The organism is Psychrobacillus sp. 05T411 (genome assembly GCF_056396485.1).
Genome location: NZ_JBFTLO010000007.1, coordinates 143,659 through 169,266, shown reverse-complemented (window position 1 = coordinate 169,266; position 25,608 = coordinate 143,659). Strand labels below are relative to the sequence as shown.

The window sequence follows — 25,608 nt, the reverse complement described above, 5'->3', positions numbered from 1 at the left end:
AGATTAATTACGTAAAGAAATCATGTCGTACACATAACGTGCTTGATCATAGGTTGGTTGAATTGTAAATGCCTCTTTTAAATGGTGTAGGGCGGCATCTGTATCCGATGTGGAAACCGCATATAATACACCTAAATTATAATGCGCATCTGCATTTTCTGCGTCTAGTGTTAAAATTTCTTTTAAAACCGGTTCCGCTTGTTCAAACATTTCCATACTTGCTAGCGCAATACTATAGGAAAGTGCAATTTGAATATCGGAAGAATCTAGTTCATATGCACGTTGTAAATACGGTAAGGAAAGCTTGGTATGTCCTTCTTTTTCAAAGCTTTTCCCTAGCATAAAATAGGCATCTGCCCCTTCTATTCCATTCGAAATTGCTTTTTCATACAGTTTTGCAGCTTCCTCGAAACGCTCCGCATTATAGTATAAATTTGCTAGACTATAATAGACAGTTGCGGCGTGCTCGTCTAATGTAATTGCTTTTTGGAAAAACCGTTCCGCACGGTCATTTTCATTCATGGAGGCTAATAGATTTCCGAAGTTAATATAGCCAATCGCTTCATTTGGATTTTCTTCAATTGCCTTCGTGAATAACTCCACTGCTTTTTCGTAATTTTCTTCTTGTATCGCTTGAATACCTAATTCATTGTAATTCATGATAAAACCTCCTGTTACCCGACGTAGTCCAATTTCAATCCATCTTTGAACACTTCATCAATTGTTGCGCCACCTAGGCACTCGTCTTCTTGATAAAAAACAACTGCTTGTCCTGGTGTAATTGCGCGAACTGGTTGATCAAATGTAACGAGTACTTTGTCTTCCGAAAGAAGTTCTACATGAACGCCCACATCTTCTTGACGGTAACGGAATTTCGCTGTGCAATGAAAAGATGTTGGTTTATCTAATGTCGTTGTGAAAGAAAGATCCGTTGCGGTCAAACTTGTAGAAAATAGTGCATCGTTATTAATATTTTGACCTACTAATAATACATTGCGTTCTAAATCTTTCCCAATAACAAACCATGGATCTCCTGAACCACCAATACCTAAACCATGACGTTGACCAATCGTGTAGTACATCAATCCATCGTGATGCCCCATTTGTTTGCCATCCATCGTTTCCATAACACCTTTTTGAGCAGGAAGATATTGTCCTAAAAACTCTTTGAAGTTTCTTTCTCCGATGAAACAGATACCAGTAGAATCTTTTTTCGTTGCTGTAGCTAAACCTTGCTCTAATGCAATTTCTCTAACTCTTTTCTTCTCTAAATGACCAATTGGGAACATGACTTTTTCTAATTGCTCTTGGTTTAATTGGTTTAAGAAGTATGTTTGGTCTTTGTTATTATCTTTCCCGCGTAGCATACGAGTTTGTCCATCTCTTACATCTACTTGTGCATAGTGCCCAGTTGCTAAATAGTCTGCTCCCAGTGCTAGTGCATGCTCTAAAAATGCTTTGAATTTGATTTCTTTATTGCACATAACATCTGGATTTGGTGTTCTCCCAGCTTTATATTCTTCCAAGAAATACGTAAATACTTTGTCCCAATATTGTTTTTCGAAATTCACTGCGTAGTATGGAATTCCAATTTGATTGCACACTTTAATAACATCTTCATAGTCATCTGTTGCGGTACAAACGCCAAATTCGTCTGTATCATCCCAGTTTTTCATGAATATACCGATGACGTCATACCCTTGCTCTTTCAATAAATAAGCTGCAACGGATGAATCTACGCCACCCGACATGCCGATAACTACTCGTGTATCTTCTATTTTTTTCACTTTTACTCACTCATTTCAATTATCCTAGAATAATTTTACTTATTTTATTGGCAGCTTCTATTACTTGCTGCTCTGTATTATTAATCCCAAAACTAAAGCGGACAGAGTTTCGAAGTTCCGGTGTATTCTCCCCGTACATTGCAACAAGTACGTGAGATGGATCGATGGAACCAGCAGTACATGCAGAACCACTAGAAGCATCAATTCCAGCTAAATCGAGTTGTACTAAAAATGTTTCCACATCCGTTTTTGGGATGCTTATATTCAATACATGTGGCAACACGTTTTCTTTTGAACCGTTTACCGTAAACTGAACGCCATTACTTTCTAATTGCTTCACGAAAGCTTGTTTCAATTGAACATAGTCATTGGCACTTTCTTGTAAATGCGCTTGCTTTAGTTCAACTGCTTTTGCAAAAGCAACGACTGCTGGAATATTTTCTGTTCCTGCACGTCTTTTTCGTTCCTGTTGCCCACCGTAAAACAAAGGTTTCAACGCGATTCCTTTGCGTGCAAATAAAAAGCCAATCCCTTTTGGTCCGTTTATTTTATGACTGGACACACTCAGTAAATCTACATGTAATTCATTTACGTTAATTTCTATACTACCGTATGCTTGTACTGCATCTGTATGGAAGTAAGCTGGATGATCTTTTAACAATTCCCCGATCGCTTGAATTGGTTGTATCGCTCCGACTTCATTATTCGCATACATAACAGAAACTAAAATAGTATCGTCTCGTAAGGAATTTTTCAAGTCATTGATCTCGATAAGCCCCTCGTTATTTACAGGTAAGTATGTCACGTCAAACCCTTCACGTTCTAATTGCTCACAAGCATGGAGCACCGCGTGATGTTCAATTTGCGTTGTAATAATATGTTTTCCTTCGCTTTTTCGAGCATATGCAGTACCAAATAGAGCGTAGTTATCCGCTTCAGTTCCACCGCTCGTAATCGTAATTTCTGTTTCATGAGCGCCGATACTTGTCGCAAAAATAGTACGTGATTGATCTAGTTTTTTTCTTGCGTTTCTACCAGTTTGGTGAATGCTTGATGCATTACCAAATTCTTCGTTTATTTCTGCTGTAAATGTTTGTATAACTTCTTTGGCCATTGGTGTAGTTGCCGCATGATCTAAATATATTCTAGTCATTTAAAAGACTCCTTAAATATAAAACATATACCCAGTGTCATCTGGATTATCTTCTGTATATTTCGCTAAATCTTCAATTGTTGTCGTATCTAGTACATTTTTCACTGCGTCTCGTATACGCATCCATAATTCACGTTGTGGTGGTTCTTCCTCTTCAATACCTTCTACGATTTGAATCGGCCCTTCCAAAACGCGAATAACATCACCTGCTGTGATCTCGTTTGGCTTACTTGATAGCATGTACCCGCCATAAGCACCTCGAACACTTTTCACAAGTCCTGCATTTCGTAAGGGAGAAACGATTTGTTCTAAATATGCTTCGGATAAATTATGATCTGCTGCAATTGTTCGAAGCGCAATAGGTCCCTCTCCGAACTGCTTTCCTAAAGCAACCATTATTGTTAAACCATATCGTCCTTTTGTTGAAAATTTCAATATATTCCACCTCATTAAAGTTAAAAAATACTTAAACAAGTATAGCATAACTAAGAGCTGGAACGAATTCAAAATGACTTTTCCGCCAATCTTCGCTATAATTAAAGAACAGACGTTTGAATAAGGAGAGATTGTTTTGAGCAACGAACCTTTAGCATATCGTATGAGACCTCAAACGATAGACGAAATTGCCGGTCAGCAGCATGTTATTGGAAAAGATACAGCATTATATAAAATGATTAAAAACGGGCATGTCCCCTCCATGCTTTTATATGGAGATCCAGGTGTTGGTAAAACTTCCCTAGCCTTTGCCATTGCTGGTACAACCAAGCTTCCTTTTGTAGCACTTAATGCAACAAAAGCAGGAAAAAAAGATGTAGAAGACGTCGTGGCAGATGCACGAATTAGCGGGAAAGTGATTTTATTTTTAGATGAGATCCATCGCTTCAATAAATTACAACAAGATACTTTACTTCCACATGTGGAAAATGGCTCGATCATATTAATCGGGGCTACAACAGAAAACCCTTTTCACGATGTGAATCCAGCCATACGTTCGCGTTGCGGTGAAATAAAACAGCTAAAACGGCTTACAACCGAAGACGTGGACATGCTTTTAGAAAGAGCCTTGGATGATAAAGAAAAAGGACTGGGCAAAATAGCCATCGGCATTACAGACGAACAGCGTAAAAAAATTGCAGATGCCGCAAATGGGGATGCACGTAAAGCATTAACCTTATTAGAATCGACTATTTTTGCAAGTTTTGAAGAAGACGGCGTGACAAAAGTGGAAGATGGTATACTGAACAGTTTAGTTGATCGAGTCGGTGTCTTCGGTGATAAAAAAGGGTCGCATTTTTATAATTTATTGTCTGCATTGCAAAAATCAGTGCGGGGTAGTGATACAGATGCGGCGCTGTATTATTTAGCCCATTTACTGGAAAATGGAGATCTAGTGGCGGTATCAAGACGGTTACTCGTTATGAGCTATGAAGATATTGGACTTGCCAATCCAACTGTTGGTCCACAAGTGCTCGCAGCAATACAGTCGGCCGAAAGACTAGGGCTACCTGAGGCTCGGATACCTCTTGCAAATGCAGTTGTACTTATGTGTTTATCCGAGAAATCTAATTCAGCATATTCAGCACTGGATGCTGCTATAGCGAGCATTCATGCAGGTAAAACGGGAAATATCCCAAACCATTTGAAAGATACCCATTACGCAGGATCAGCAGAGCTTGGTCATGGTGGATATATTTATCCACATGACTACAAAATTGGTACGTTCGGCGGCTGGGTCAATCAAACATACTTACCCGATAATTTAGTCGGCACAAGGTATTATGAACCAATTGATGCTGGAGAAGAAAAAAGGTTAGCCGCGATTTATAAACGGTTGGAAGCGTTCAAAAAAGAAAAATAATCCAAGTTGGACGAATGTCTTGCTTGGATTTTTTGTTTTCAGCACTTAATAATTTCCATAAAATTAAGGGGTGCAGCTAAACACTCCATTTTTCCAACCAGGTTATGCTTGTGCTTGCGGAACAAATGTGAAAATGCCAGTCTCTTCCTTATATAGTGAATGGAATGACGCTCCGCATAGGGATACTATGTCATATATAATCATCTTAATCCAAGTAAAGAGCTATTTTAAGAATTGATTGCTTTCACAGGCGGTTTGGTTGCTTTCGTTGGGATTTGGTTGCTTTCGCATTGATTTTAGTTGCTTTCCTAATAGATTTGGTTGCTTTCAATGACTAGTCCGTTGCCCTTAACCATTTCCTGGTACTTCACATGCAAGAAACTTTTTTAAAAATTTGTTCTAGCCAGTTGCTACTAGGTAAATAGCAGTTTTCCATTGATTCTCGCCGAGGGTCGCTACTCCAGTGGAGGCCAATAGGATGTTTTATTTTCTAAGCAGTAAAAAAGCTCCGCATGAGATAATTCTGTCTCATGCGGAGCTCTTCCTTACACACCCATTTTACGGCGAGTATTACTTACTTTCTTCGTCATTTGACTTTTTGCCTTTTGATTAGCAGCCGGTCCGTTTGCTTGCGATTTTCCGCCATTTGCCTGGTTTTTCTTTTCTTCTAGCTTTTGTTTTACTGCTTCTTGCAAAGTCATTTTCTTTTTAGGTTCTTCTTGATTTGTAGTTTCTGTCATTTTCTATCCCTCTCATTCCACATTGTATTAATTTTAGTATAAGGGAAAAGGAAAAAACTGCAACTGATTACTTCACTCGATTGATGTGAATTTCTCTTGTTATATCGTTAATCACCCAACTTGCACAGATAAGTCCTACTGTAGATGGGACAAATGCGTTAGAAGCTGGTGGCATTTTTGCTTTACGAATCGCTGCATCTGGTTTCCCGACAGTATCTACTACATCTTCACGTACGACTATTGGACTTTCATCCGAAAATACGACTGGAATCCCTTTTGTAATATGGTCTTCTTTACGCAATTTCGTACGAATAACTCGTGCAATTGGATCCGTATGCGTTTTCGAAATATCGACAATTTGAAAGCGAGTAGGATCAGTTTTATTCGCTGCTCCCATACTCGAAATAATTTTAATGCCTCGTTTTAAACATTCTTTCATCAAATGAACTTTATAAATAATTGTATCGGACGCATCAATTACATAATCTATATCCATGGCAAAAAATTGCTCATATGTTTCTTCTGTATAAAACATATGCATATCAATTACTTCACATGCTGGATTAATATCAGCAATTCGCTCTTTCATCACTTCTGATTTCGAACGACCGATCGTAGACATATATGCTACTAATTGACGATTTATATTCGTAATATCTACATTGTCCTTGTCCACTAAAATAATGCGACCGACGCCACTTCTTGCACATGCTTCTGCTGCAAAAGAGCCGACCCCGCCGACACCTAAAATAGCGACCGTCGTATTTCTGATTAAATCTACGCCTTCTTTTCCTACGGATAATTCATTTCTTGAAAATTGATGTAACATATAAACACTCCATCTGTATCAAATTAGTTGGATTAAACCGAATAAAAACCCTCCAGCAAATAATTGCTAGAGGGACATTAGTAATCTAGGACGAATCCCAATCGTGCCGACAATATAAAGCGTATCGTTTTGAACCCGCACTCAGCAGGTGGGTGTCCTCTTTATTACTTTTGGCGTCCCTTTTACAGGGCATGTCATTCATAATAAAAGTTAGACTCCCAACGATAAAAATTGTTCGGTCAAAACTGATTGCATGTTGCGAACACATCAGGATTCGTATTACTTGTATAATAGCATACGATTTATGAAAGTTCAATCATTTTATTGTGATATTTACTAACTATTCTGAATGTTGGGATTTATGACTTTTTACTTATATCTCTATAAAATCATTGTGAAATAGTTAATTTCAACCTTAACTCTTCCAGTTGTGCTTGCGCTACTGGACTTGGGGCTTGCGTCAATAAATCACTAGCACTTGCCGTTTTCGGGAAAGCAATTGTATCGCGTAAGTTTGTGCTGCCAGAAAGAAGCATCACGACACGGTCTAAACCAAATGCCACCCCACCATGTGGAGGAGTTCCATATTCAAAAGCTTCCATTAAGAAACCAAATTGCTCTTTCGCTTCTTCATCTGAGAAACCTAGTATTTGGAACATTTTTTCCTGAACATCTCTCGAATAAATACGTAAAGACCCACCGCCCAGCTCATAGCCGTTTAATACTAAGTCATATGCTTGCGCACGTACTTTACTTGGATCGGTATCCATTAAAGGAAGATCTTCGTCAAATGGTCGTGTAAACGGATGATGTGCTGCATAGTAACGACCTTCTTTTTCGTCATATTCGAATAATGGCCAGTTTACGACCCATAAAAACGCGAAGCTATTTTCATCGATCAATCCTAAATCTTTTCCTAGTTTTAAACGAAGTGCTCCAAGCGCATCTGCTACAACCGATTTTTTATCTGCTACGAATAACAGTAAATCTCCTGCAGAAGCTTCTAATGTTTGGATTAAGCTCGCTTGTGCTTCCCCTTCGAAAAACTTAGCGATAGGACCTTTTAATCCTTCTTCGTCTACTTTTAACCAAGCAAGACCTTTGGCACCGTACACGGCAGCAAATTCACCTAAAGCATCGATATCCTTACGAGAATAATTAGCTGCTGCTCCTTTAACGTTAATCGCTTTTACTTGACCGCCTGTTTCAACTGCTGCAGTAAACACTTTAAATGCGCTATTTTTCACAATTTCCGATAAATCTACTAACTCTAGACCAAATCGAACATCTGGTTTATCTGATCCGTAACGTGCCATTGCTTCGTCGTAATCCATGCGTGCGAAAGGAATTGTCACATCAATACCTTTTACATCTTTCATGATTTTTTTCATCATGCGCTCATTCATTTCTAAAATTTCGTCCATCGATAAGAAACTCATTTCCATATCGATTTGTGTAAATTCAGGTTGACGGTCTGCGCGTAAATCTTCATCACGGAAACATCTTGCGATTTGATAATAACGCTCAAATCCACCTACCATTAACAATTGCTTAAATAATTGAGGAGATTGTGGTAAAGCATAAAACTCTCCATTATGCACACGACTTGGGACTAAATAGTCACGCGCCCCTTCAGGTGTAGATTTTGTTAAAATTGGAGTTTCTACTTCTAAAAACCCTTCATCATCCAAGAAACGTCTTACCGTTTTTGTAATATCTGAGCGCATTTTGAATGTGTCGTACATAGCTGGTCTTCTTAAATCTAAATAACGATATTTTAAACGTACGTCTTCGCCGGCATCTGTATTGTTTTCGATTGCGAATGGTGGGGTTTTCGCTTCGTTGATAATTTTAACTTCTTTTGCATGTACTTCAATTGCACCGGAAGGAATATTTGCATTCACTTGGTTTTCTGCACGTGCAATAACTGTCCCATTCACTTGAATGATGTATTCATTACGAAGTTTCTCTGCAACTTGGATTGCTGTTTCCGAAATTTCTGGATTAAAGACAACTTGTACAAGGCCCGAACGATCGCGCACATCAACAAATATCAATCCACCTAAGTCTCTTCGTTTTTGTACCCATCCGATTAACTGGACGGACTCGCCAATATGTTGCTCATTTAACTGTCCACTTGTATGTGTTCTGTTCATTGTTCTTTTGCCTCCACTTGTGTTGTTATATCTTCTTTTATTTGCTCGATTAATGTGCTAAATGGGATCAGCTTTTGTTCTCCTGTTGCTAAATCTTTTAGCATTGCACTTTGTTTCTCCAGTTCATCGTCACCGATAACAAGTACTAATTTTGCTTTTAAGCGGTCTGCCGATTTCATTTGTGTTTTTACTTTTCGATCTAGGTAGTCCATTTCTGCTGTAATGTCGTTTTGACGTAATTCATATGTAAGCTCGACTGCTTTTTTCTTTGCTGCTTCCCCCATACCAATTACATATACGTCTAATGAAGATAGATCTTCCCATTGATTGTTTTCTGCTTTTACTGCAAGTAATAATCGTTCAATACTCATCGCAAATCCGATACCTGGAGAAGCTGGTCCACCAAGCTCTTCCACAAGTCCGTTATATCTTCCGCCACCTGCAAGTGTTGTAATAGCACCAAAACCTTCCGCTACACTCATAATTTCAAAAGCAGTGTGATTATAATAATCCAGTCCACGAACCAAGTTAGGATCTACTTCGAAAGGTATATTTAATAGCGTTAAATATTCTTTTACTTTTTCAAAATAAGCAGCTGATTCATCATTTAAATAATCAGTCAAAGAAGGAGCAGTTGCCATTAACGGATTATTTCGATCCACTTTACAATCTAAAATACGAAGTGGATTTTTTTGTAATCTATTTTGACAATCCGAACAAAACTCTGCAATATGCGGTTCAAAATGATTTACTAATGCTTCTTTATGCTTAACACGGCTTTCCGTATCCCCAAGCGAATTAATAACGAGCTTCAATTTTTTTAATCCTGCTTTATGATACACAGACATAGCAAGTGAAATTACTTCTGCATCGATTGCTGGATCTGCACTACCAATTGCTTCAATTCCGAATTGAACAAATTGACGATAGCGCCCAGCTTGTTGGCGTTCGTAGCGGAACATTGGTCCCATATAGTACAATTTCACCGGTTGGTCTGGGTATCCGAACATTTTATGTTCTACAAATGCACGTACCGCAGATGCTGTGCCTTCCGGACGAAGCGTAAGTGAACGATCCCCGCGATCTTGGAACGTGTACATTTCTTTTTGCACAATATCTGTTGTATCTCCAACACTTCTTGTAAATAGCTCCGTGTGTTCGAAAATAGGCGTTCTAATTTCTTTATATTGATACATTCGACAAGTGTCTCTTATTAGCTCTTCTACTACTTGCCACTTCCCTGTTTCTGAGGGTAAAATATCTTGCGTTCCTCTTGGTACTTTAATATCCATGGCTATTGCCCCTTTCTTTTTCAATTTATCTTTATTCGACGGGTGTTTGGACATCCGCCTGAATAAAGACAAAAAAGCTCTCATCCCTTGCATATAGCAAGGGACKAGAGCTTATATAAGCTTCCGCGGTTCCACCCTAGTTGGTCAAAAAAACTGACCCTCTCGACTCTGGATAACGGCCAGCTCCGTTTATGCCTACTAAAGAAAATCTTTTTCGACAAAAATCCTCTCGAATGTTGTTCACTGAGTTCGTCTGTAGGAAAGATTTCAGCCACGTCTTTCCTTCTCTTGTCATCCGTTTCAAACAGTTACTTTTTCGGTCATCGGTTTGTTTTAGTTTGTAATTATACTTTATCTTAATAACGTAATGGAAATAAGTCAACCCTTTTGAATAAAAGGTAGAAATTTTATATCAGAAAATTTACAATGGTAGTAGGAGTGATTCAATGTCAAAAAAAATAGTGCAAAAAACAATGATTTTTTTCCTTGCTGTCATTCTACTTATTCCTACTTTTCCAGTAGAAGCACAGGAAAACGAAGTGACCGTAAATGTTTCTTCGCTGAAGGTTCGATCAGGACCAGGACTTACATACGACATAATTGGCGCAGTCTCGCGTAATGACAAGCTAGTTGTGATCGACAAAGAAAATGATTGGCTCCAGATTAAATATGGAACCACCACTGGTTGGGTTGCCAGTTGGTATACATCAAGTGAAGCAATCGAAATGACGAATAAACAAGTCGTTTCAAAAGCAAACCGTTTAAATGTTCGAACAGAGCCATCTACTTCTTCTGCTGTCATCGGTCAGCTAAATGAAGGAGATCAAACACCTGCCTTCAAATCAGAAGGCGAATGGATAGAAATTGATTTTCAAGGTAGAAAAGGATGGGTAAACGCGGCATATATTACGGTTGCCGAACAAACTACAAACGAAGTGACGAATACTAAAATTCCTTCTTCAGACAAATTATTTGTTGTATCTGTTGATGTATTGAATGTTCGTGCAAAAGCGGATCTATCCTCTAAACAAATTGGACAAGTAACAAAGGGCACACAATTTGAAGTACTTGATACCAATCATAATTGGGTAAAAGTTCAATTGGATAACGGAAAAACTGGGTGGTTATACAGCTTTTATGGTACTTTTTCAAATGAATCGCAATCAACATCAACTGCCGAATCGACTAATACGATCACTATTTTATACAATGGAACCAATTTGCGTTCAGATAGCACGACAAATAGTGCCGTGGTTAAGCGAGCAGATGCAGGGGAAACATTTGAAGTATCCGACAAAGTGAATGACTGGTATAAAATCGTTTTAGATAACAAATCAACAGCATATGTTGCAAGCTGGGTCGTCTCGACATCCAATTTAAATGTAAGCATGGAAATACCAACCCAAGAAAAAAAGCAATCTAGAAAAAAAGGAATGTTGAAGGGCTTATCTATCGTGATTGATGCAGGTCATGGTGGGAATGATCGAGGCACTACGGGAGCTCTTGGAACGGATGAGAAAGATATTACCTTGTTAACTGCAGAGTTACTTTCTTCAAAGCTACAAGCAGCTGGAGCAAATGTTATTATGACGAGACAATCAGATGTATATGTTGATCTTCGAAAACGCGTATCAATTGGTCATCAAGCTGATGCCGATGCCTTTATCAGCTTACATTATGATGCGGTAGAAAATAGTACAGTCCGTGGCTATACAACGTATTACATGCATAGTTATCAAAAGAAACTAGCACAATATGTACATGCTGGACTAGGTAATATGATTTCTCTCAGAGATCGTGGTACGCAGCCCGGAAATTATTTAGTTCTACGAGAAAATAGACAAAATGCCATTTTAATAGAGTTGGGATATTTGAGTAACCCTACAGAAGAACGAAATGTCACGACTAGACAATTTAGAGAACAGGCAACACATGGTATTTATAATGGAATTATTAATTATTTTGATAATGAATTAGAATAAAAAAGAGCGAGAACAAAACCTTCTTTGTATCGTTTTCGAAGGGCTTTGGTCAGACTTATCGCGATATTATTACCGTTTATTTTTTTGAGAGGCTATATAAAATAGGGATACTATCTTCCAATAAAAAGGCCGAAATAATATAGAGAAGTACTGAGCAGCCAAAATTGTATCTTTGGCTGCTTTTTAATGAATAAGAAGGTTTAGCTATGCCCTAATTAGCATAAATCTTTAGCATTTTGTTTATTTAAGTTTTAGGAGTACGGCGGACGAATGGTAGTATTAGGATTACCGAAAAAAACGATGAAGGCGCTAGCAGAGCTAGCGCCTTCATCGTTTTAGAAACCCCGGTAATGTTATTGCTAAACATTCAAGTCCAAAGTACTCCGAAAACTTGCTTATACAATTTGTTGTAATATTAATTTTGCATTGGATATTCAATAAGTCTATTATGCCTCTAACATAATCGTCACAGGACCATCATTTGTAAATGTTACATCCATCATTGCTCCAAAAACACCAGTTTCCACGGTAAATCCTTTATCACGAAGATTCGTATTAAATAATTCCCATAATGGTTTCGCTACTTCTGGTCGTGCGGCTTCGATAAAACTTGGTCTTCTACCTTTTCGCGTATCCGCATATAATGTAAACTGGGAAACAGAAAGAATGGAACCCCCTACTTCTTGGATAGAATGATTCATCTTTCCTTCTTCATCTTCAAATAATCGCAAGCCGGCAATTTTGTCTGCTAAATAATTTATTTCTTTTTCACTATCGGTTGACGTAATGCCAACTAATAACACATACCCATGATCAATTTTTCCAGTTACTTGTCCATCTACTGTGACACTGGCATTTCGACAACGTTGAAGTAAGACTTTCATAATACGGTAACTCCTTTAGTTAATAATCCGTTGAACGGAATAGACATCTGGTAACTGTTTAATCCGATCTGCTACTTTGTGTAAATGCGAAATATTAGAGATTAAAATAGTTAAATGGATATTAGCTATATCATTTTCCGTTTTACCGGTCACAGCTGCAATATTTGTTTTCGATTCATTGACAACTTGTAATACTTCATTTAATAATCCAGGACGGTCAAATCCGGAAACTTCAATATCCACTTGATATTCTTTTTTCAGTGGTAAGTCTGTTTGTTCCCACTCGACTTCTATAATTCTAGCGTGCGCATCATCATTTTGTACGTTGGGACAATCTTCACGGTGAACGGATACGCCCCTGCCTTTCGTGATAAACCCTACAATGTCATCACCCGGGACGGGACTGCAACAACGGGAAAGACGAATTAGTAAATTCTCGATCCCTTTTACGATTACACCAGACTCGGTTGTTTTTTTAATAGTAGGTGCTTTCATTTCAGTAGTAATTTTTTCGAGTGCTTCTTCTTGATCACGAATTTTGCGCATTTTTTCTGCTAAACGGTTCACTACTTGTTGTGCTGTTATCCMATTAAAACCAACTGCTGCGTATAAATCTTCTTCCCCTGCAAATGCATATTTTTCACAAACACGTTTAATATTTTCAGAGGTTATTACTTCTTTGATATCAAATTCTTGTGCTTTAATTTCTTTTTCTACTAGTTCTTTACCTTTCAACACGTTTTCATCTCGAAGTTGTTTTTTAAAGAACTGTTTGATTTTATTTTTCGCTTGGGAGGATTGCGCAATTTTTAACCAATCTTTACTAGGGCCAAATGATTGTTTCGACGTTAATACTTCGATAATATCGCCTGTTTTTAGTTTTGTATCAAGCGGAACCATTTTTCCATTTACTTTGGTACCGATTGTTTTATTGCCAACTTCGGAATGCACTCGATAAGCAAAGTCGATTGGCACGGAGCCAGCTGGAAGCTCGACAACGTCCCCTTTTGGAGTAAAAACATAGACCATATCGGAAAATAAATCGAATTTTAAAGACTCCATAAATTCTTCTGCATTGGACGATTCTTGCTGGAATTCGAGAATTTCCCTAAACCAAGTCAATTTAGAATCGATCGTTTGTTTGGCCTCTACTTTTCGACCTTCTTTATATGCCCAGTGTGCTGCAACCCCGTATTCTGCAATATTATGCATCTCTTCTGTACGAATTTGCACTTCTAAAGGATCTCCATTTGGACCAATTACGGTAGTATGGAGAGATTGATACAAATTTTGCTTTGGCATAGCAATATAATCTTTAAATCTTCCAGGCATCGGTTTCCATAATGTATGGATAACCCCTAACACGGCATAACAATCTTTTATACTTTTCACAATGATTCGCATTGCCAGTAAATCGTAAATTTCATTGAACTGTTTGTTTTGGACAACCATTTTACGATAAATACTATAAATATGTTTTGGGCGACCTGATACGTCTGCGACTACTTCCATCTCATCTAGTTGCTTGCGTATATCATTCATGACATCTTTTAAATAGGATTCACGTTCCGTACGCTTTTTCTTCATAAAGTTAACAATACGATAATATTGTTGTGGATTTAAGTAACGTAAAGCCGTATCTTCTAATTCCCACTTCACTGCAGAAATTCCTAGTCGGTGCGCAAGTGGCGCAAAAATTTCTAATGTTTCATTGGAAATACGACGTTGTTTGGCCTCTGGTAAATGTTTTAACGTACGCATATTATGTAAACGATCCGCAAGCTTTATAAGAATGATTCGAATATCTTGTGCCATTGCGATAAACATTTTACGATGATTTTCTGCCTGTTGTTCTTCTTTGGACATATATTTAATCTTACCAAGTTTTGTAACACCATCTACTAAAAGCGCCACTTCTTCATTGAACTCGCGAACAATATCTTCTCGTGTATATTCGGTATCTTCTACCACATCATGTAGAAAACCAGCTGCAACGGTTTCTGGATCCATCTGAAGATCAGCTAAGATTCCGGCTACTTGGATTGGATGCAAAATATATGGTTCACCAGAATTACGAAACTGTTCTCGATGCGCATGTTCTGCAAGGACATATGCTTTTTTCACAAAGTTTACATGCTCTTCGTTCATATAAGTGGAAAGGGTATCGAAAACATCTTCTGCTGTCTTCACTTGATCTTTTGCCATGCTGTGCTCACCTGATTTCGTTTTTATTTATCAAATACGCCTTGGCGTAATAAAGTTAAAATGATATATAAGTTATATTCTATAAAAAAAAAGAGGGACTTGTAAAGTCCGCCCTTATTTAGTATTGCATTAATGTGCAAATATCGTAATCTTTTAGCTTCTTTCGACCTTCCAGATATGTAAGCTCGATTAAGAATGCACAACCAACTACGACTCCGCCCAATTCTTCTACTAATCGAATTGTTGCATCAATCGTACCACCAGTTGCAAGTAAATCATCGACAATTAGTACACGTTGTCCAGGTTTTACCGCATCTTTATGCATAGTCAGAATATCTTTGCCATATTCTAAGCCATATTCTGCACGAATTACTTCCCGTGGAAGCTTGCCTTCTTTACGCACTGGAGCAAAGCCTATTCCAAGTGAATAAGCAACAGGACATCCGATGATGAATCCACGCGCTTCCGGTCCAACGATAATATCAACATTTACTTTTTTTGCATATTCTACAATTTGGTCCGTTGCATATTTATATGCTTCTCCATTATCCATAATTGTCGTAATATCCTTAAAACTAATACCTGGTTTTGGCCAATCTTCAACCGTTGTTACATATTGCTTTAAATCCATTTTTGCTCCTCCTCAGGAACGGTTTGCCCTGCTCTTCGCTCTTCAAACCATTGTTTCAGTTCAATGTATGGCGCATATAATAGCTTCTGTTCAAGCTTAATTTCATTTGCACGCTGTTGATACGCTGGTGCTTCAGATAGATCTTGTTTAGCAGGATTATCATTCAGTACCAACGCCCCACCCTCTATTCTAACAAAATTAAGCTCAAAAAACACCTTTGACATAAAATTAATTGTTTTTTGGCTCCAGCCTGTATGCTTAGATAATTCATGTATATGTTGTTTTAATGCAAATGTTTTGCGCTTTGCTAAAAAGGAGAAGTACCACTTAAATTGATCGCGCGTAGGTAATCCTTCAAAATAGGTAGATTCATCTGCATAGAAATGCGCATATATCCGCTGCCACTGCTGGTATGCTAACAACCCTGTGAGTTCTTTTTCATCAGATGGCAGATCTAATATAGCCACAAAATCTGCATGTACTTGCTGTTCCATCAATTCAGCCGCTTGCCATATATCTTTTGGAATGACGGATCTATAATGAGCTATGGTCTGCTCATGGAAGGCCACAAAAACAGTTTGTTCAAGGGGAATCGTCGGTAGCCAGCGATTCACTTGACGTATTCCACGTATATCAAAAAGCTGCCATTCATTTGTTTTCGCATCTTGAATCATCAGTTGTGGCTTTTTTCGGCCGTTCCATTCATTAATCTGTAAATCGCCAATAAAGGAAAGTTTTGCTGAAGGCGCAATTTCGTCTGCCAGCTCTCCTTTGCCAAACCCAATCGCATCTAATAATGTAACTCCTTGTTTCAACTCCATTTTCACATGGTTTTGCGCAGATCCAATTTTTCGTACAGATGACACTTCCACATTTTCTATACAATAGACTGGTTTAGCGAAATCCATTCCAAAAGGAGCAAGTTTTTGGAGAGATTCAATGGATTCCGTTGAAATTTCATCCATTTCAAGTGGAACATCTATTGAAACGACTGGGACTAACTGTTCGTCTGTTAGAGCGATTTTAGCCTGTTCATTTAATCGATTTCGTAATGCTTCGACATGTTCTAAAGCTAAAGTCATACCAGCTGCCATTGGATGCCCACCGAAATGGGGCACAATGTCGCTGTTTTTGGCAATCTCTTTATACATATGGAATCCTTCAATACTGCGGGCCGACCCTTTTGCTGTTTGCTTTTCTTCATCAAAGCCAAGAACAATAGCTGGTCTATAATATTTTTCGACTAGTTTGGAAGCGACAATACCAAGTACACCTGGGTTCCAATCTTTTTTCCCAACGACGATCACACTAGGACCATCTACGAAATTTGCTTCCTCAATCATTTCCACTGCTTCATCCGTAATTTCTTTAACGATTGCTTGCCGTTCCTTATTTTTTTCATTTAACATATTGGCAATGGCTAATGCATAGTTCGGCTCTTCCGTTAAAAATAATTCAACCCCTGGTGCTGCCTCCCCTAGTCGACCTACTGCATTGATGCGCGGGCCAAACATAAATCCAACAGTTTCCTCATTGATGGTGGATATTTCTACACCACTCACATTGGCAAGTGCCTCTATTGCTATAGAATCGGTTCTTTGCATTTGTTTTATTCCTTGTTGCACAAAATAACGGTTTTCTCCTGTTAATGAAACCAAATCCGCTATTGTTCCGATTGCTACTAAGTAATAGAATTCTTTCGGTATTTCTCCGATCAACGCATGTGCAACTTTAAAAGCAACACCCACTCCAGCTAAATGAGGAAATGGATATGTTGAATTTTGTAAGCCAGGATGAACATCTGCTCCAATCGACTCTAACGTTTTCATCATGATAGTCGTACTAGTTATACCATCTGCGTCATAATCACCATAGACCATGATTCGTTCCCCTGCGTCTATCGCTTTTTGGACACGAGCTACTAAACCATCCATTCCATTCAGTAAAAAAGGACTATATATTTGTTCTTCTGTTATATATAAAAACTCTTTTACATCTTCCACGCTTTCAAAACCCCTAGATACTAGCACTTTAGCACAGACACTTGGTATCGAAAGTGCTGTTTCTAACTCATGTACAAGCTGTTCATCCGGTCTTGAAATACGCCATTTTTTTTGAGATTGAATCATTTCTTCACTTCCTTATGTACTATTAAACGCGTTAGAAAACCTTTTGACATAAGCCAAAAGGTTTTCTACTTAATTTGTCGTATTTTCTTCTGTTACTTTCGTTGTTTTTGGTAGTTGCTCTTGATAAACAACGATTTCATTTTGCAAAGCGCTAATGGAAGCATCTTTCTTTTCCAATTCTTTTTCTAGATGTTTTACTTTTCTCGAAAGTATAAAAGAACGATAGATAGCAACGGTACCACTTAATAATGCACCTAACAATGCAGAACCAAGGATGACTAAAATAAGTGGCCATTCGGCTGTACCAAAAACATAGTTTACTGGTACAGAGTCCACGTTGTAAACCGCAAATAGAGCAATGATAACTGCAAATAATAACCCAAATAATAATGACCACTGAAATTTCATCTCGGCACCTCGTTTATTTTTTATCTTACCATAAAAAAAGGGAACAGAATATAGACTCTGTTCCCAAAATAGACAACCCTTAAACTACTGGCTCATCAGAACCCCATGTCTTTTCTTCTTTTTTCACATCTATTCCGCCTGTTTTACGTAATTCTTTCACTTTCAAATCGAACCACAACTGAGCCGCGATAAAGATAGAAGAATAGGTACCCGCGATTAACCCGATTAACAAAGCAATGGAGAAGTTTCGAATACCCTCTGCTCCAAATAATAGAAGTGCAACGACTACTAATATGACGGTTAATACGGTATTTACGGAACGACCTAATGTTTGACGTAAAGATTTGTTTACAATCGTAGCAAGTTCCTCTTCCGTCGTAATCTTTTTACTTCGATTTAAATTTTCGCGAATACGGTCAAAGGTAACAATCGTATCATTGATTGAGTACCCGACAATTGTCAGTACAGCAGCGATAAATGTAATATCTACTTCCAAGCGTAGAATACTAAATATTGCAATCATTAAAAATGCGTCATGGAGTAAAGAAACGATAGAAGCGACACCCATTCTCCATTCGAATCGGAATGCTACATAAATAACTATACCAAGTGCAGCAAATGCTAGTGCTTTCAGAGCATTTTTAGCAAGCTCTTGTCCTACAGTTGGTGATACACTACTTACGGTTGGATCTATCCCAAACTCTTGCGTCATTTCTGTTTTCATTTTACTAACTTCATCTTGTGAGAAGTCTTCTACATAACGTATAACTGCTATTTCACTGTTATCACCTGAAAGTACAATATCATCAGAAGATAGACCGATTTTATCCAGTTTATCGGATACAAATTCTTTCGTTAATGTTTCAGTCGATTGAATTTCTACACGTGTCCCACTAGAAAAATCTATTCCTAAATTCAATTTAAATGTACTTAATACAATGATCCCCGCTACAGTTAATACAATCGATGCGATATAGAATATTTTACGACTGTGTACAAAGTCAAGGCGATCGAATTTCGTCGTTAAGTCAAGTGTATCCACTTCTTCTTCAGGAGGATGAATACGTTTCTTCGGAATACCGAACCAGCCTGGCTTATTATCGAAATAACCACTGTGAACGAGCAGTCCTAGAAGTAATCTGGAAGCCCACACAGCCGTGATAAAAATAACTAATATACTGATGATTAACAGCGTTGCAAATCCTTTAACAGAACTTGTACCAAAGTAGAACAAAACAGCTGCTGCTAAAAGTGTCGTAATATTTGCGTCAAAAATTGCCGAGAAGGATTCTTTAGCACCTGCGTCAAACGATTTTCGAACCGATTTTCCTACACGTAATTCTTCCCTTATTCGTTCATAGGTAAGAATATTGGCATCCACGGCCATTCCCACACCAAGTACAATCGCTGCAATACCTGGAAGCGTTAATACACCATTAATCCAATCAAAGATGACTAAGATTAAGAAAATATATACGACTAACGAAATAACTGCAACTAAACCTGGTAGACGATAATATACCAGCATAAAGATAAATACCGCAGCAATACCGATTATCCCAGCAAGTACTGTACTATCCAACGCTTGCTCACCAAATTGTGCCCCAACAGACGTCGAGTAAATCTCAGTTAACTTAACTGGAAGTGCTCCAGCATTTAAAATACCAGCTAAATGTTTTGTTTCATCTAATGTAAAAGACCCTGAAATTTCTACGCTATTTGAATTAATACGTTGAGAAACTCGTGGATTTGATGTGAATTTTGGTTCCGGCTTCATCACTTCCGCAGCGTATGAATCGACGCCTTCTTCAAAATCCATCCAAATTACTAATACATTATCTGGTGCTGGTTTAGCGGCAATTTCAGAAGTTACTTCAGCAAACTTATTGGCATCTTTAAGCTCCAAAGTAACGATAGGCTGTCCTTGTTGATTAAAAGCATCCTTGGCTCCGCCTTCTTTTAAATCTGCCCCATCCAGCATTATGTTGTCTTCTGAATCACGGAATGTTAAATTTGCTTCTGTAGAAAGCATTTCCCTTGCGGAGTTTTGGTCTTCAACACCTGCAAGTTGGACACGAATACGTTGACCGCTTTCAATCTGAATACTAGGTTCACTTACCCCTAATACGTCAATACGATTGGAAAGGGCTGCTGCCGTATCAGCAACTACTTCATCTGTAATTTCTTGTCCTTTTTTTAACTCTTCTACTTGGTAAAGGACTTCAAAACCACCTTGTAAGTCTAAGCCAAGTTTAATATTATTTAGAACTCCACTAACAGTAGGACTGATTGTCCCTGCAAAAATAACGATAAGCAATAAAAACGCAACTATGCGCCCTCTAGTTTTCATATGTATGTATTCCTCCTCAAAAAAACGCAACATGTTTATTATGAAACACGATGCGCTGACTGTCAAATAACGGTTACCTTATGCATCTACTTTTTTGGATTTAATAATAGTTGCAGTTCGTCTTTATTGACCTCTGAAAACCAAGTAGCCGTTTTAAATTGATCGATCTGTTCATAGGTCATATATTCTGCAGGTGAAATAGAAAGTACATCATTGACAATTTGATATAAAGGTAAAGTGGCTATGTCTTTTTTACGCCATTTTTTGGACACACAATATTTCCATATATCTCTCTCTGTAACTGTTGCGTACTGGTACACTTCAAATTCGCTTTTCTTACTCTCTAAAGCCGGTAATACGTTCATAAATATTTCTTCGTATGTGTTTTCCAAAATACCGCACCTCTTTTCACGAATAATGTACTAGACTTCAAGCATATTATTATTGTAAACGATGTTCCTGTATTTGAGAAGGAAGTGTTTATTTGTCGACTTTTTTAAAAGGTTCTTTAGTGTTAATGCTTTCCATTTTTTTATCTAAGTTTCTAGGTTTTGTTTATCGAATGCAATTTGTCCGGTTAACCGGCGAAGAAGTAGTGGGTATTTACTCGACCGCCTATCCAGCTTTTATCTTTTTCCTATCCATTATACAACTTGGAATCCCAGTTGCAATTGCTAAAATAGTCGCCGAGCTGCGAACAAGAAATGCAATTTCTCAGTATTTCTCCGTTATGCGAACTTCGGTTATATTAACAGTTGCTTCCACTGTAATATTCACACCACTATTTTTATTTGTCACGCCAATGATTTCTGGTAACTTATTGAAAAACGATGCAATTACGATGACTTTGTATGTAACTATTGCAATCGTACCGCTCGCAGCAGCAAGCGGTATTATTAAAGGCTTTTTCCAAGGAATTGCACGATTAGAAGAAACAGCAGTAGCACAATTGCTAGAACAAATTTTACGAATATTACTCATCACGTTTGCATTACCATTATTACTTAATTCGGCTTCACCGCAAGAAGCTGCAGCATATGCAATGGGTATGACCTTACTCGCTGAAGCTGCTTCATTACTATATTTAAAATGGAAATATGATAAATGGAAATCAAAGCAAAAATATGAAAAAGCAACAAGTTCTTATCCTTTATCACCACTGCTCTCCATTGCATTACCATCATCCGGTTCTAGATTATTCGGATCTTTCACTTGGTTTTTAGAGCCAATCGTTTTCATCAAAGCACTTGCCGTTACTGGTATGACAAGTATTGCAGCTACTACATTGTATGGGGTAATCTCCGGGGTATTAATACCATTAGTATTGTTTCCATCGTTTATTCCTTATGCCCTTTCAATAGTGCTCATTCCTGCAGTCAGCGATGCATTTGCAAGAAGGGATCTCGCCCTTTTAAAAGAAAGAATTCATTTATCATTAAAGTTTTCGACATTGACTGGTTGCTACGCAGCGACTTTATTTTATTTGCATGGAGGCGAACTAGTTTCCGCCCTTTTCCATGTAGAAGATTCCACTATTTACATGAAAATATTGGCACCTGTTTTTTTCTTTTATTATATTCAAAGTCCCTTATTTTCCATTTTACAAGCGCTGAATAGTTCAAAAGCCGCTTTTTTAAATTCTTTATATGGTGGCATTGGGAAACTATTGTTATTATTTTTCCTTGCATCACAGGTTTCTATTCAAGAAAAGGGAGCTGTTGTTGCAATTGGTTTTGGCGTATTAATCACGTCGTTTCTACATATCGCTTCGTTAAAAGAAAAAAAAGAAGCACAAATTGGGTTCTCCTTTTTTGTGCTACCATATGCAGTTTTCTTAATCACTATTATTGCAAGACCGCTTCTGATTGCCATAGGTGAACAATCTTTAATCGTCGATTGTTTGTATACATTAGCCTTTTTGACAGTCGGATTAGTGTTAACTAGACAAATAAAGCGAAAAGAAATAGCTGTGATACTTAAAATTGTTCGGACAACTAAAAAGAAGTTTTAAGTTGTATATAAAGCGCATCTTCCTCATAACTACAATAGAATATTCTTTCTACGCTCATGATCGATTGCTTTTCTAGTTCTTCCCGTAACCATTTTTCACTTTTTCCGATTCGTTCTAAATGGTCTTGTTGAATATCTCCATCTATGACAAGTGGAAAAACGTACTGTTCTTCATCTTTTTTAAATACCGATAAGTTTCCGGAAGGCTCCAAAAATGCATAGGAAACAGAACGTATAGATCCGATTTGTTGTTCTCGTAATTGTTGCAGTAAATCATCTAGGTTATATCGTTGTTTTCGCATTTCTCTTTCAATAATGATCCCTTCTTTCATAATGATCGAAGGTTGACCTTCCATTGCATCTCGAAATTTTTTACTTTTCAATGAAAAATAAGAAACGCCAATTTGGATAATCAATAACATAACCATTGGTACTATCGCATGAATAAAATTACTATGTGGATCATCTAAAGCAAAGGCCGCTACCTCTGCTATTAGTAAAAAAACGACTAAATCAAAAATACTTAACTCTCCGACTTCTCGTTTTCCCATTATACGTAAAATACCCAATATAACCCAATATAGTATTATCGTGCGAAGCATTATGATGAGTATATCTTGCATATGATCACCTCATCTTTACTGTGCCCAGAAAAAAAGAACTTACTCATATATTTTGAGTAAGTTCTTTTACTTTTCTTATGACTCCGAAACAACTCGTCCAACTGCAACGCGCTCGAATTGTAAACGAGTGCCGTCCGCAACTACTACGAAGATTGTTTGATCATCCACTGCATCTATCTTCCCGTGTAAACCACCAACTGTAATGATCTGATCTCCACGTTTTAGACTATTTTGCATTGAAGCTGTATTTTTTTGACGTTTTTGTGCTGGGCGGATGATAAAAAACCACATTACAGCAAACATCGCAACTATCGGTAATAAGCCAACTAAATCCATATATTTTTCCCCTCCTTTTTATCTCTTTCTAGTATACAAGAATCAGAAGTTTTTTGCATTTGGTTTGTTATACCCATATTCTTCAAAAAACTCTTCTTTAAAATCCAATAAGCGATCTTCTCGAATCGCTTGACGGACATTTTCCATTAACTTCATTAAGAAATGAAGATTATGATACGACGCTAAGCGAAGTCCGAATGTTTCATCTGCTTTAAATAAATGACGAATATACGCTCTCGAATAGTTTTTACATGTATAGCAATCACATTTTTCATCAATCGGTCCAAAATCACGAGCAAAGGCTGCTCCTTTAATAACTAAACGACCTTTTGATGTCATGAATGTACCATTACGAGCTATTCGAGTCGGCAACACACAGTCAAACATGTCTACACCGCGAATAGACCCATCTATAAGTGAGTCTGGAGAGCCAACCCCCATCAAGTAACGAGGCTTATTATCAGGCATTAGAGGCGTCGTAAAATCAAGTACACGATTCATCACATCTTTCGGCTCGCCAACAGATAGCCCCCCAATTGCATATCCAGGAAAATCCATTGAAATTAAATCTTTTGCCGATTGGCGACGTAATTCCTCATATTCTCCCCCTTGGATAATCCCGAAAAGCCCTTGTTCATCTGTTTTACTATGTGCAGTCAAACAACGCTCCGCCCAGCGAGATGTACGTTCAACAGATGCCTTCATATATTCAAAGCTAGCAGGATACGGCGGACACTCATCAAATGCCATCATAATATCGGAACCTAATGCATTTTGAATTTCCATTGATTTCTCAGGGCTTAAAAATAATTTATCCCCGTTTAAATGATTGCGGAAGTGAACGCCTTCCTCTTCAATTTTACGCATATCGCTTAAACTAAATACTTGGAAACCACCAGAATCCGTTAAAATCGCACGATCCCAGTTCATAAATTTATGCAAACCGCCCGCTTCTCGAATAATATCATGTCCTGGACGTAGCCATAAATGATATGTATTACTTAAAATAATACCGGCATCCATCTCTTTTATTTCTTCTGGTGCCATCGTCTTTACTGTAGCTTGTGTTCCAACAGGCATGAACGTTGGCGTTTCAAATGAGCCATGCGGTGTATGCACGATACCTAAACGCGCTCCTGTTTGCTTATCTTTTTTGATTAATTCGTACGTAATTGCTGCCATTTAAAAATTCCTTCCTTTTATAAACATTGCATCTCCAAAACTAAAAAATCGGTAGCGCAAATCGATAGCTTCTTTATATGCAGACAAGATGAAGTCCCTTGAAGTAAGCGCACTCACAAGCATAACAAGCGTCGACTTCGGCAAATGGAAATTCGTAATCATACCGTCAATACATTTAAATTCATATCCCGGATAAATGAAAATGGAAGTCCAGCCGCTATCTTCTTGCAATTGTCCATTGAATTTAGAGGCAACCGATTCAAGCGTTCTCGTAGAAGTAGTGCCAACTGCAACTATTTTCCCGCCCGCTTCCTTTACTTCATTTATCGTATTTGCTGTTTCTTTTGATAGACGATAAAACTCTGAGTGCATTTCATGATCATCAATTGAATCTACACTGACAGGGCGGAAAGTTCCAAGTCCTACATGAAGTGTCACAAACGCTATTTTAACACCTTTTGACCGAATGTCATCTAATAAGTTTTCTGTAAAGTGTAGTCCGGCAGTTGGTGCCGCGGCCGAACCTTGTTCTTTCGCATAAACTGTTTGATAACGATCTTTGTTTTCCAATTTTTCATGAATATACGGTGGTAAAGGCATCTCTCCAAGTTGGTCCAATACTTCAAAAAACACACCATCGTATTCAAAGCGGAATATACGTCCGCCATGCTCTTTTATGCCGGTACAAACAGCGCGTAGCAGTCCTTCACCGAACGTAATCGTCGTTCCTACTTTGACACGCTTTGCCGGTTTCACTAGTGTCTCCCACTGATCGTCTTCCATTTGTGTCAATAATAGCACTTCTACATTTGCACCAGTTTCTTCTTTTACTCCCATTAAACGGGCAGGCATTACTTTCGTGTCGTTTAAAACAAGGCAATCTCCTGCGTTTAACTCATCCAAAACGGAAGAAAAATGAGTATGTGTAAACGTCTTCTGCGGATAATCAGCTATTAAAAGTTTACTACTTGTCCGGTCCAGTAACGGCGTTTGTGCAATTAGTTCTTCTGGTAATTCAAAATCAAAATCTTCTACTCTCATATGCGTACATCC

Annotated in this window: 22 protein-coding genes, 1 other RNA gene and 1 other annotated feature; of the genes, 3 read left to right on the top strand and 20 right to left on the bottom strand. The window is 38.0% G+C overall.

Annotation, left to right across the window (positions count from 1 at the left end):
* Positions 1–3 precede the first annotated feature (3 nt).
* Genes AC1DFT_RS07680 through cymR form a run of 4 tightly spaced genes read right to left on the bottom strand, consistent with a single transcriptional unit; the run spans position 4 to position 3,375 of the window.
* Positions 4–660: a tetratricopeptide repeat protein gene (locus tag AC1DFT_RS07680; RefSeq protein WP_477918602.1), complete on the bottom strand. Its 657-nt coding sequence runs from the start codon at positions 658–660 to the stop codon at positions 4–6.
* 14 nt (positions 661–674) lie between these two features.
* Positions 675–1,787 carry a tRNA 2-thiouridine(34) synthase MnmA gene (mnmA, locus tag AC1DFT_RS07675; protein ID WP_477918601.1) on the bottom strand — a complete coding sequence of 371 codons (1,113 nt, stop codon included), beginning with the start codon at positions 1,785–1,787 and terminating at the stop codon, positions 675–677.
* A 19-nt stretch (positions 1,788–1,806) separates the two neighbouring features.
* Positions 1,807–2,940, bottom strand: a complete 1,134-nt coding sequence (locus AC1DFT_RS07670) for a cysteine desulfurase family protein (protein WP_477918600.1) — start codon at positions 2,938–2,940, stop codon at positions 1,807–1,809.
* Between the two features lie 12 nt (positions 2,941–2,952).
* Positions 2,953–3,375, bottom strand: a complete 423-nt coding sequence (gene cymR / locus AC1DFT_RS07665; protein WP_402820436.1) for a cysteine metabolism transcriptional regulator CymR — start codon at positions 3,373–3,375, stop codon at positions 2,953–2,955.
* 136 nt (positions 3,376–3,511) lie between these two features.
* Between cymR and AC1DFT_RS07660 the strand changes: the two genes are divergently transcribed.
* Entirely contained in the window at positions 3,512–4,798 is a 1,287-nt protein-coding gene (locus AC1DFT_RS07660; RefSeq protein WP_477918599.1) for a replication-associated recombination protein A, read from the top strand.
* A gap of 545 nt (positions 4,799–5,343) precedes the next feature.
* On the opposite strand, the gene AC1DFT_RS07655 is transcribed toward AC1DFT_RS07660, so the two are convergent.
* The 5 genes from AC1DFT_RS07655 to hisS form a co-directional block, all read right to left on the bottom strand.
* Entirely contained in the window at positions 5,344–5,538 is a 195-nt protein-coding gene (locus AC1DFT_RS07655; protein WP_477918598.1) for a hypothetical protein, read from the bottom strand.
* A 67-nt stretch (positions 5,539–5,605) separates the two neighbouring features.
* Positions 5,606–6,367: a tRNA threonylcarbamoyladenosine dehydratase gene (locus AC1DFT_RS07650; protein ID WP_477918597.1), complete on the bottom strand. Its 762-nt coding sequence runs from the start codon at positions 6,365–6,367 to the stop codon at positions 5,606–5,608.
* Positions 6,368–6,457: 90 nt separating this feature from the next.
* Positions 6,458–6,644, bottom strand: a non-coding RNA gene (gene ssrS / locus AC1DFT_RS07645) — 6S RNA.
* A gap of 112 nt (positions 6,645–6,756) precedes the next feature.
* Positions 6,757–8,523 carry an aspartate--tRNA ligase gene (aspS, locus tag AC1DFT_RS07640; protein ID WP_477918596.1) on the bottom strand — a complete coding sequence of 589 codons (1,767 nt, stop codon included), beginning with the start codon at positions 8,521–8,523 and terminating at the stop codon, positions 6,757–6,759.
* Complete coding sequence (gene hisS / locus AC1DFT_RS07635; RefSeq protein ID WP_477918595.1) at positions 8,520–9,815, bottom strand: histidine--tRNA ligase; 1,296 nt, start codon at positions 9,813–9,815, stop codon at positions 8,520–8,522. Before hisS ends, aspS begins: the two co-directional genes overlap by 4 nt.
* A 96-nt stretch (positions 9,816–9,911) precedes the next feature.
* Positions 9,912–10,148 (bottom strand) — a binding site (T-box leader).
* A gap of 113 nt (positions 10,149–10,261) precedes the next feature.
* Between hisS and AC1DFT_RS07630 the strand changes: the two genes are divergently transcribed.
* Positions 10,262–11,797 carry an SH3 domain-containing protein gene (locus AC1DFT_RS07630; RefSeq protein WP_477918594.1) on the top strand — a complete coding sequence of 512 codons (1,536 nt, stop codon included), beginning with the start codon at positions 10,262–10,264 and terminating at the stop codon, positions 11,795–11,797.
* A 446-nt stretch (positions 11,798–12,243) separates the two neighbouring features.
* Here AC1DFT_RS07630 and dtd read toward each other — a convergent pair whose 3' ends face one another.
* The 7 genes from dtd to AC1DFT_RS07595 form a co-directional block, all read right to left on the bottom strand.
* The gene (gene dtd / locus AC1DFT_RS07625) at positions 12,244–12,681 is read right to left on the bottom strand and encodes a D-aminoacyl-tRNA deacylase (protein WP_477918593.1); all 438 of its coding nucleotides are present in this window, start codon (positions 12,679–12,681) and stop codon (positions 12,244–12,246) included.
* 15 nt (positions 12,682–12,696) lie between these two features.
* Positions 12,697–14,886: a RelA/SpoT family protein gene (locus AC1DFT_RS07620; protein WP_477918592.1), complete on the bottom strand. Its 2,190-nt coding sequence runs from the start codon at positions 14,884–14,886 to the stop codon at positions 12,697–12,699.
* A gap of 118 nt (positions 14,887–15,004) precedes the next feature.
* Positions 15,005–15,517 carry an adenine phosphoribosyltransferase gene (locus AC1DFT_RS07615; RefSeq protein ID WP_093266200.1) on the bottom strand — a complete coding sequence of 171 codons (513 nt, stop codon included), beginning with the start codon at positions 15,515–15,517 and terminating at the stop codon, positions 15,005–15,007.
* Positions 15,508–17,646: a single-stranded-DNA-specific exonuclease C-terminal domain-containing protein gene (locus tag AC1DFT_RS07610; RefSeq protein ID WP_477918591.1), complete on the bottom strand. Its 2,139-nt coding sequence runs from the start codon at positions 17,644–17,646 to the stop codon at positions 15,508–15,510. The genes AC1DFT_RS07615 and AC1DFT_RS07610 overlap by 10 nt, the downstream gene beginning before the upstream one ends.
* Before the next feature lie 69 nt (positions 17,647–17,715).
* On the bottom strand, positions 17,716–18,054 hold the full coding sequence (locus tag AC1DFT_RS07605; RefSeq protein ID WP_477918590.1) for a LapA family protein: 339 nt from the start codon (positions 18,052–18,054) through the stop codon (positions 17,716–17,718).
* A gap of 79 nt (positions 18,055–18,133) precedes the next feature.
* Entirely contained in the window at positions 18,134–20,404 is a 2,271-nt protein-coding gene (gene secDF, locus AC1DFT_RS07600) for a protein translocase subunit SecDF (protein WP_477918589.1), read from the bottom strand.
* Between the two features lie 86 nt (positions 20,405–20,490).
* Positions 20,491–20,796, bottom strand: a complete 306-nt coding sequence (locus tag AC1DFT_RS07595) for a post-transcriptional regulator (RefSeq protein WP_477918588.1) — start codon at positions 20,794–20,796, stop codon at positions 20,491–20,493.
* A gap of 92 nt (positions 20,797–20,888) precedes the next feature.
* Between AC1DFT_RS07595 and AC1DFT_RS07590 the strand changes: the two genes are divergently transcribed.
* Positions 20,889–22,415, top strand: a complete 1,527-nt coding sequence (locus tag AC1DFT_RS07590) for a putative polysaccharide biosynthesis protein (protein ID WP_477918587.1) — start codon at positions 20,889–20,891, stop codon at positions 22,413–22,415.
* Here the strand turns inward: AC1DFT_RS07590 and AC1DFT_RS07585 are convergent.
* From AC1DFT_RS07585 to queA, 4 genes are all read right to left on the bottom strand, one after another.
* Positions 22,399–23,037, bottom strand: a complete 639-nt coding sequence (locus AC1DFT_RS07585) for a DUF421 domain-containing protein (RefSeq protein WP_477918586.1) — start codon at positions 23,035–23,037, stop codon at positions 22,399–22,401. The genes AC1DFT_RS07590 and AC1DFT_RS07585 overlap by 17 nt on opposite strands.
* A 75-nt stretch (positions 23,038–23,112) precedes the next feature.
* Complete coding sequence (yajC, locus tag AC1DFT_RS07580; RefSeq protein ID WP_477918585.1) at positions 23,113–23,373, bottom strand: preprotein translocase subunit YajC; 261 nt, start codon at positions 23,371–23,373, stop codon at positions 23,113–23,115.
* Between the two features lie 42 nt (positions 23,374–23,415).
* Positions 23,416–24,555, bottom strand: a complete 1,140-nt coding sequence (gene tgt / locus AC1DFT_RS07575; RefSeq protein ID WP_477918584.1) for a tRNA guanosine(34) transglycosylase Tgt — start codon at positions 24,553–24,555, stop codon at positions 23,416–23,418.
* Entirely contained in the window at positions 24,556–25,596 is a 1,041-nt protein-coding gene (queA, locus tag AC1DFT_RS07570) for a tRNA preQ1(34) S-adenosylmethionine ribosyltransferase-isomerase QueA (RefSeq protein ID WP_477918583.1), read from the bottom strand. It lies immediately after the preceding gene.
* Positions 25,597–25,608: the final 12 nt, after the last annotated feature.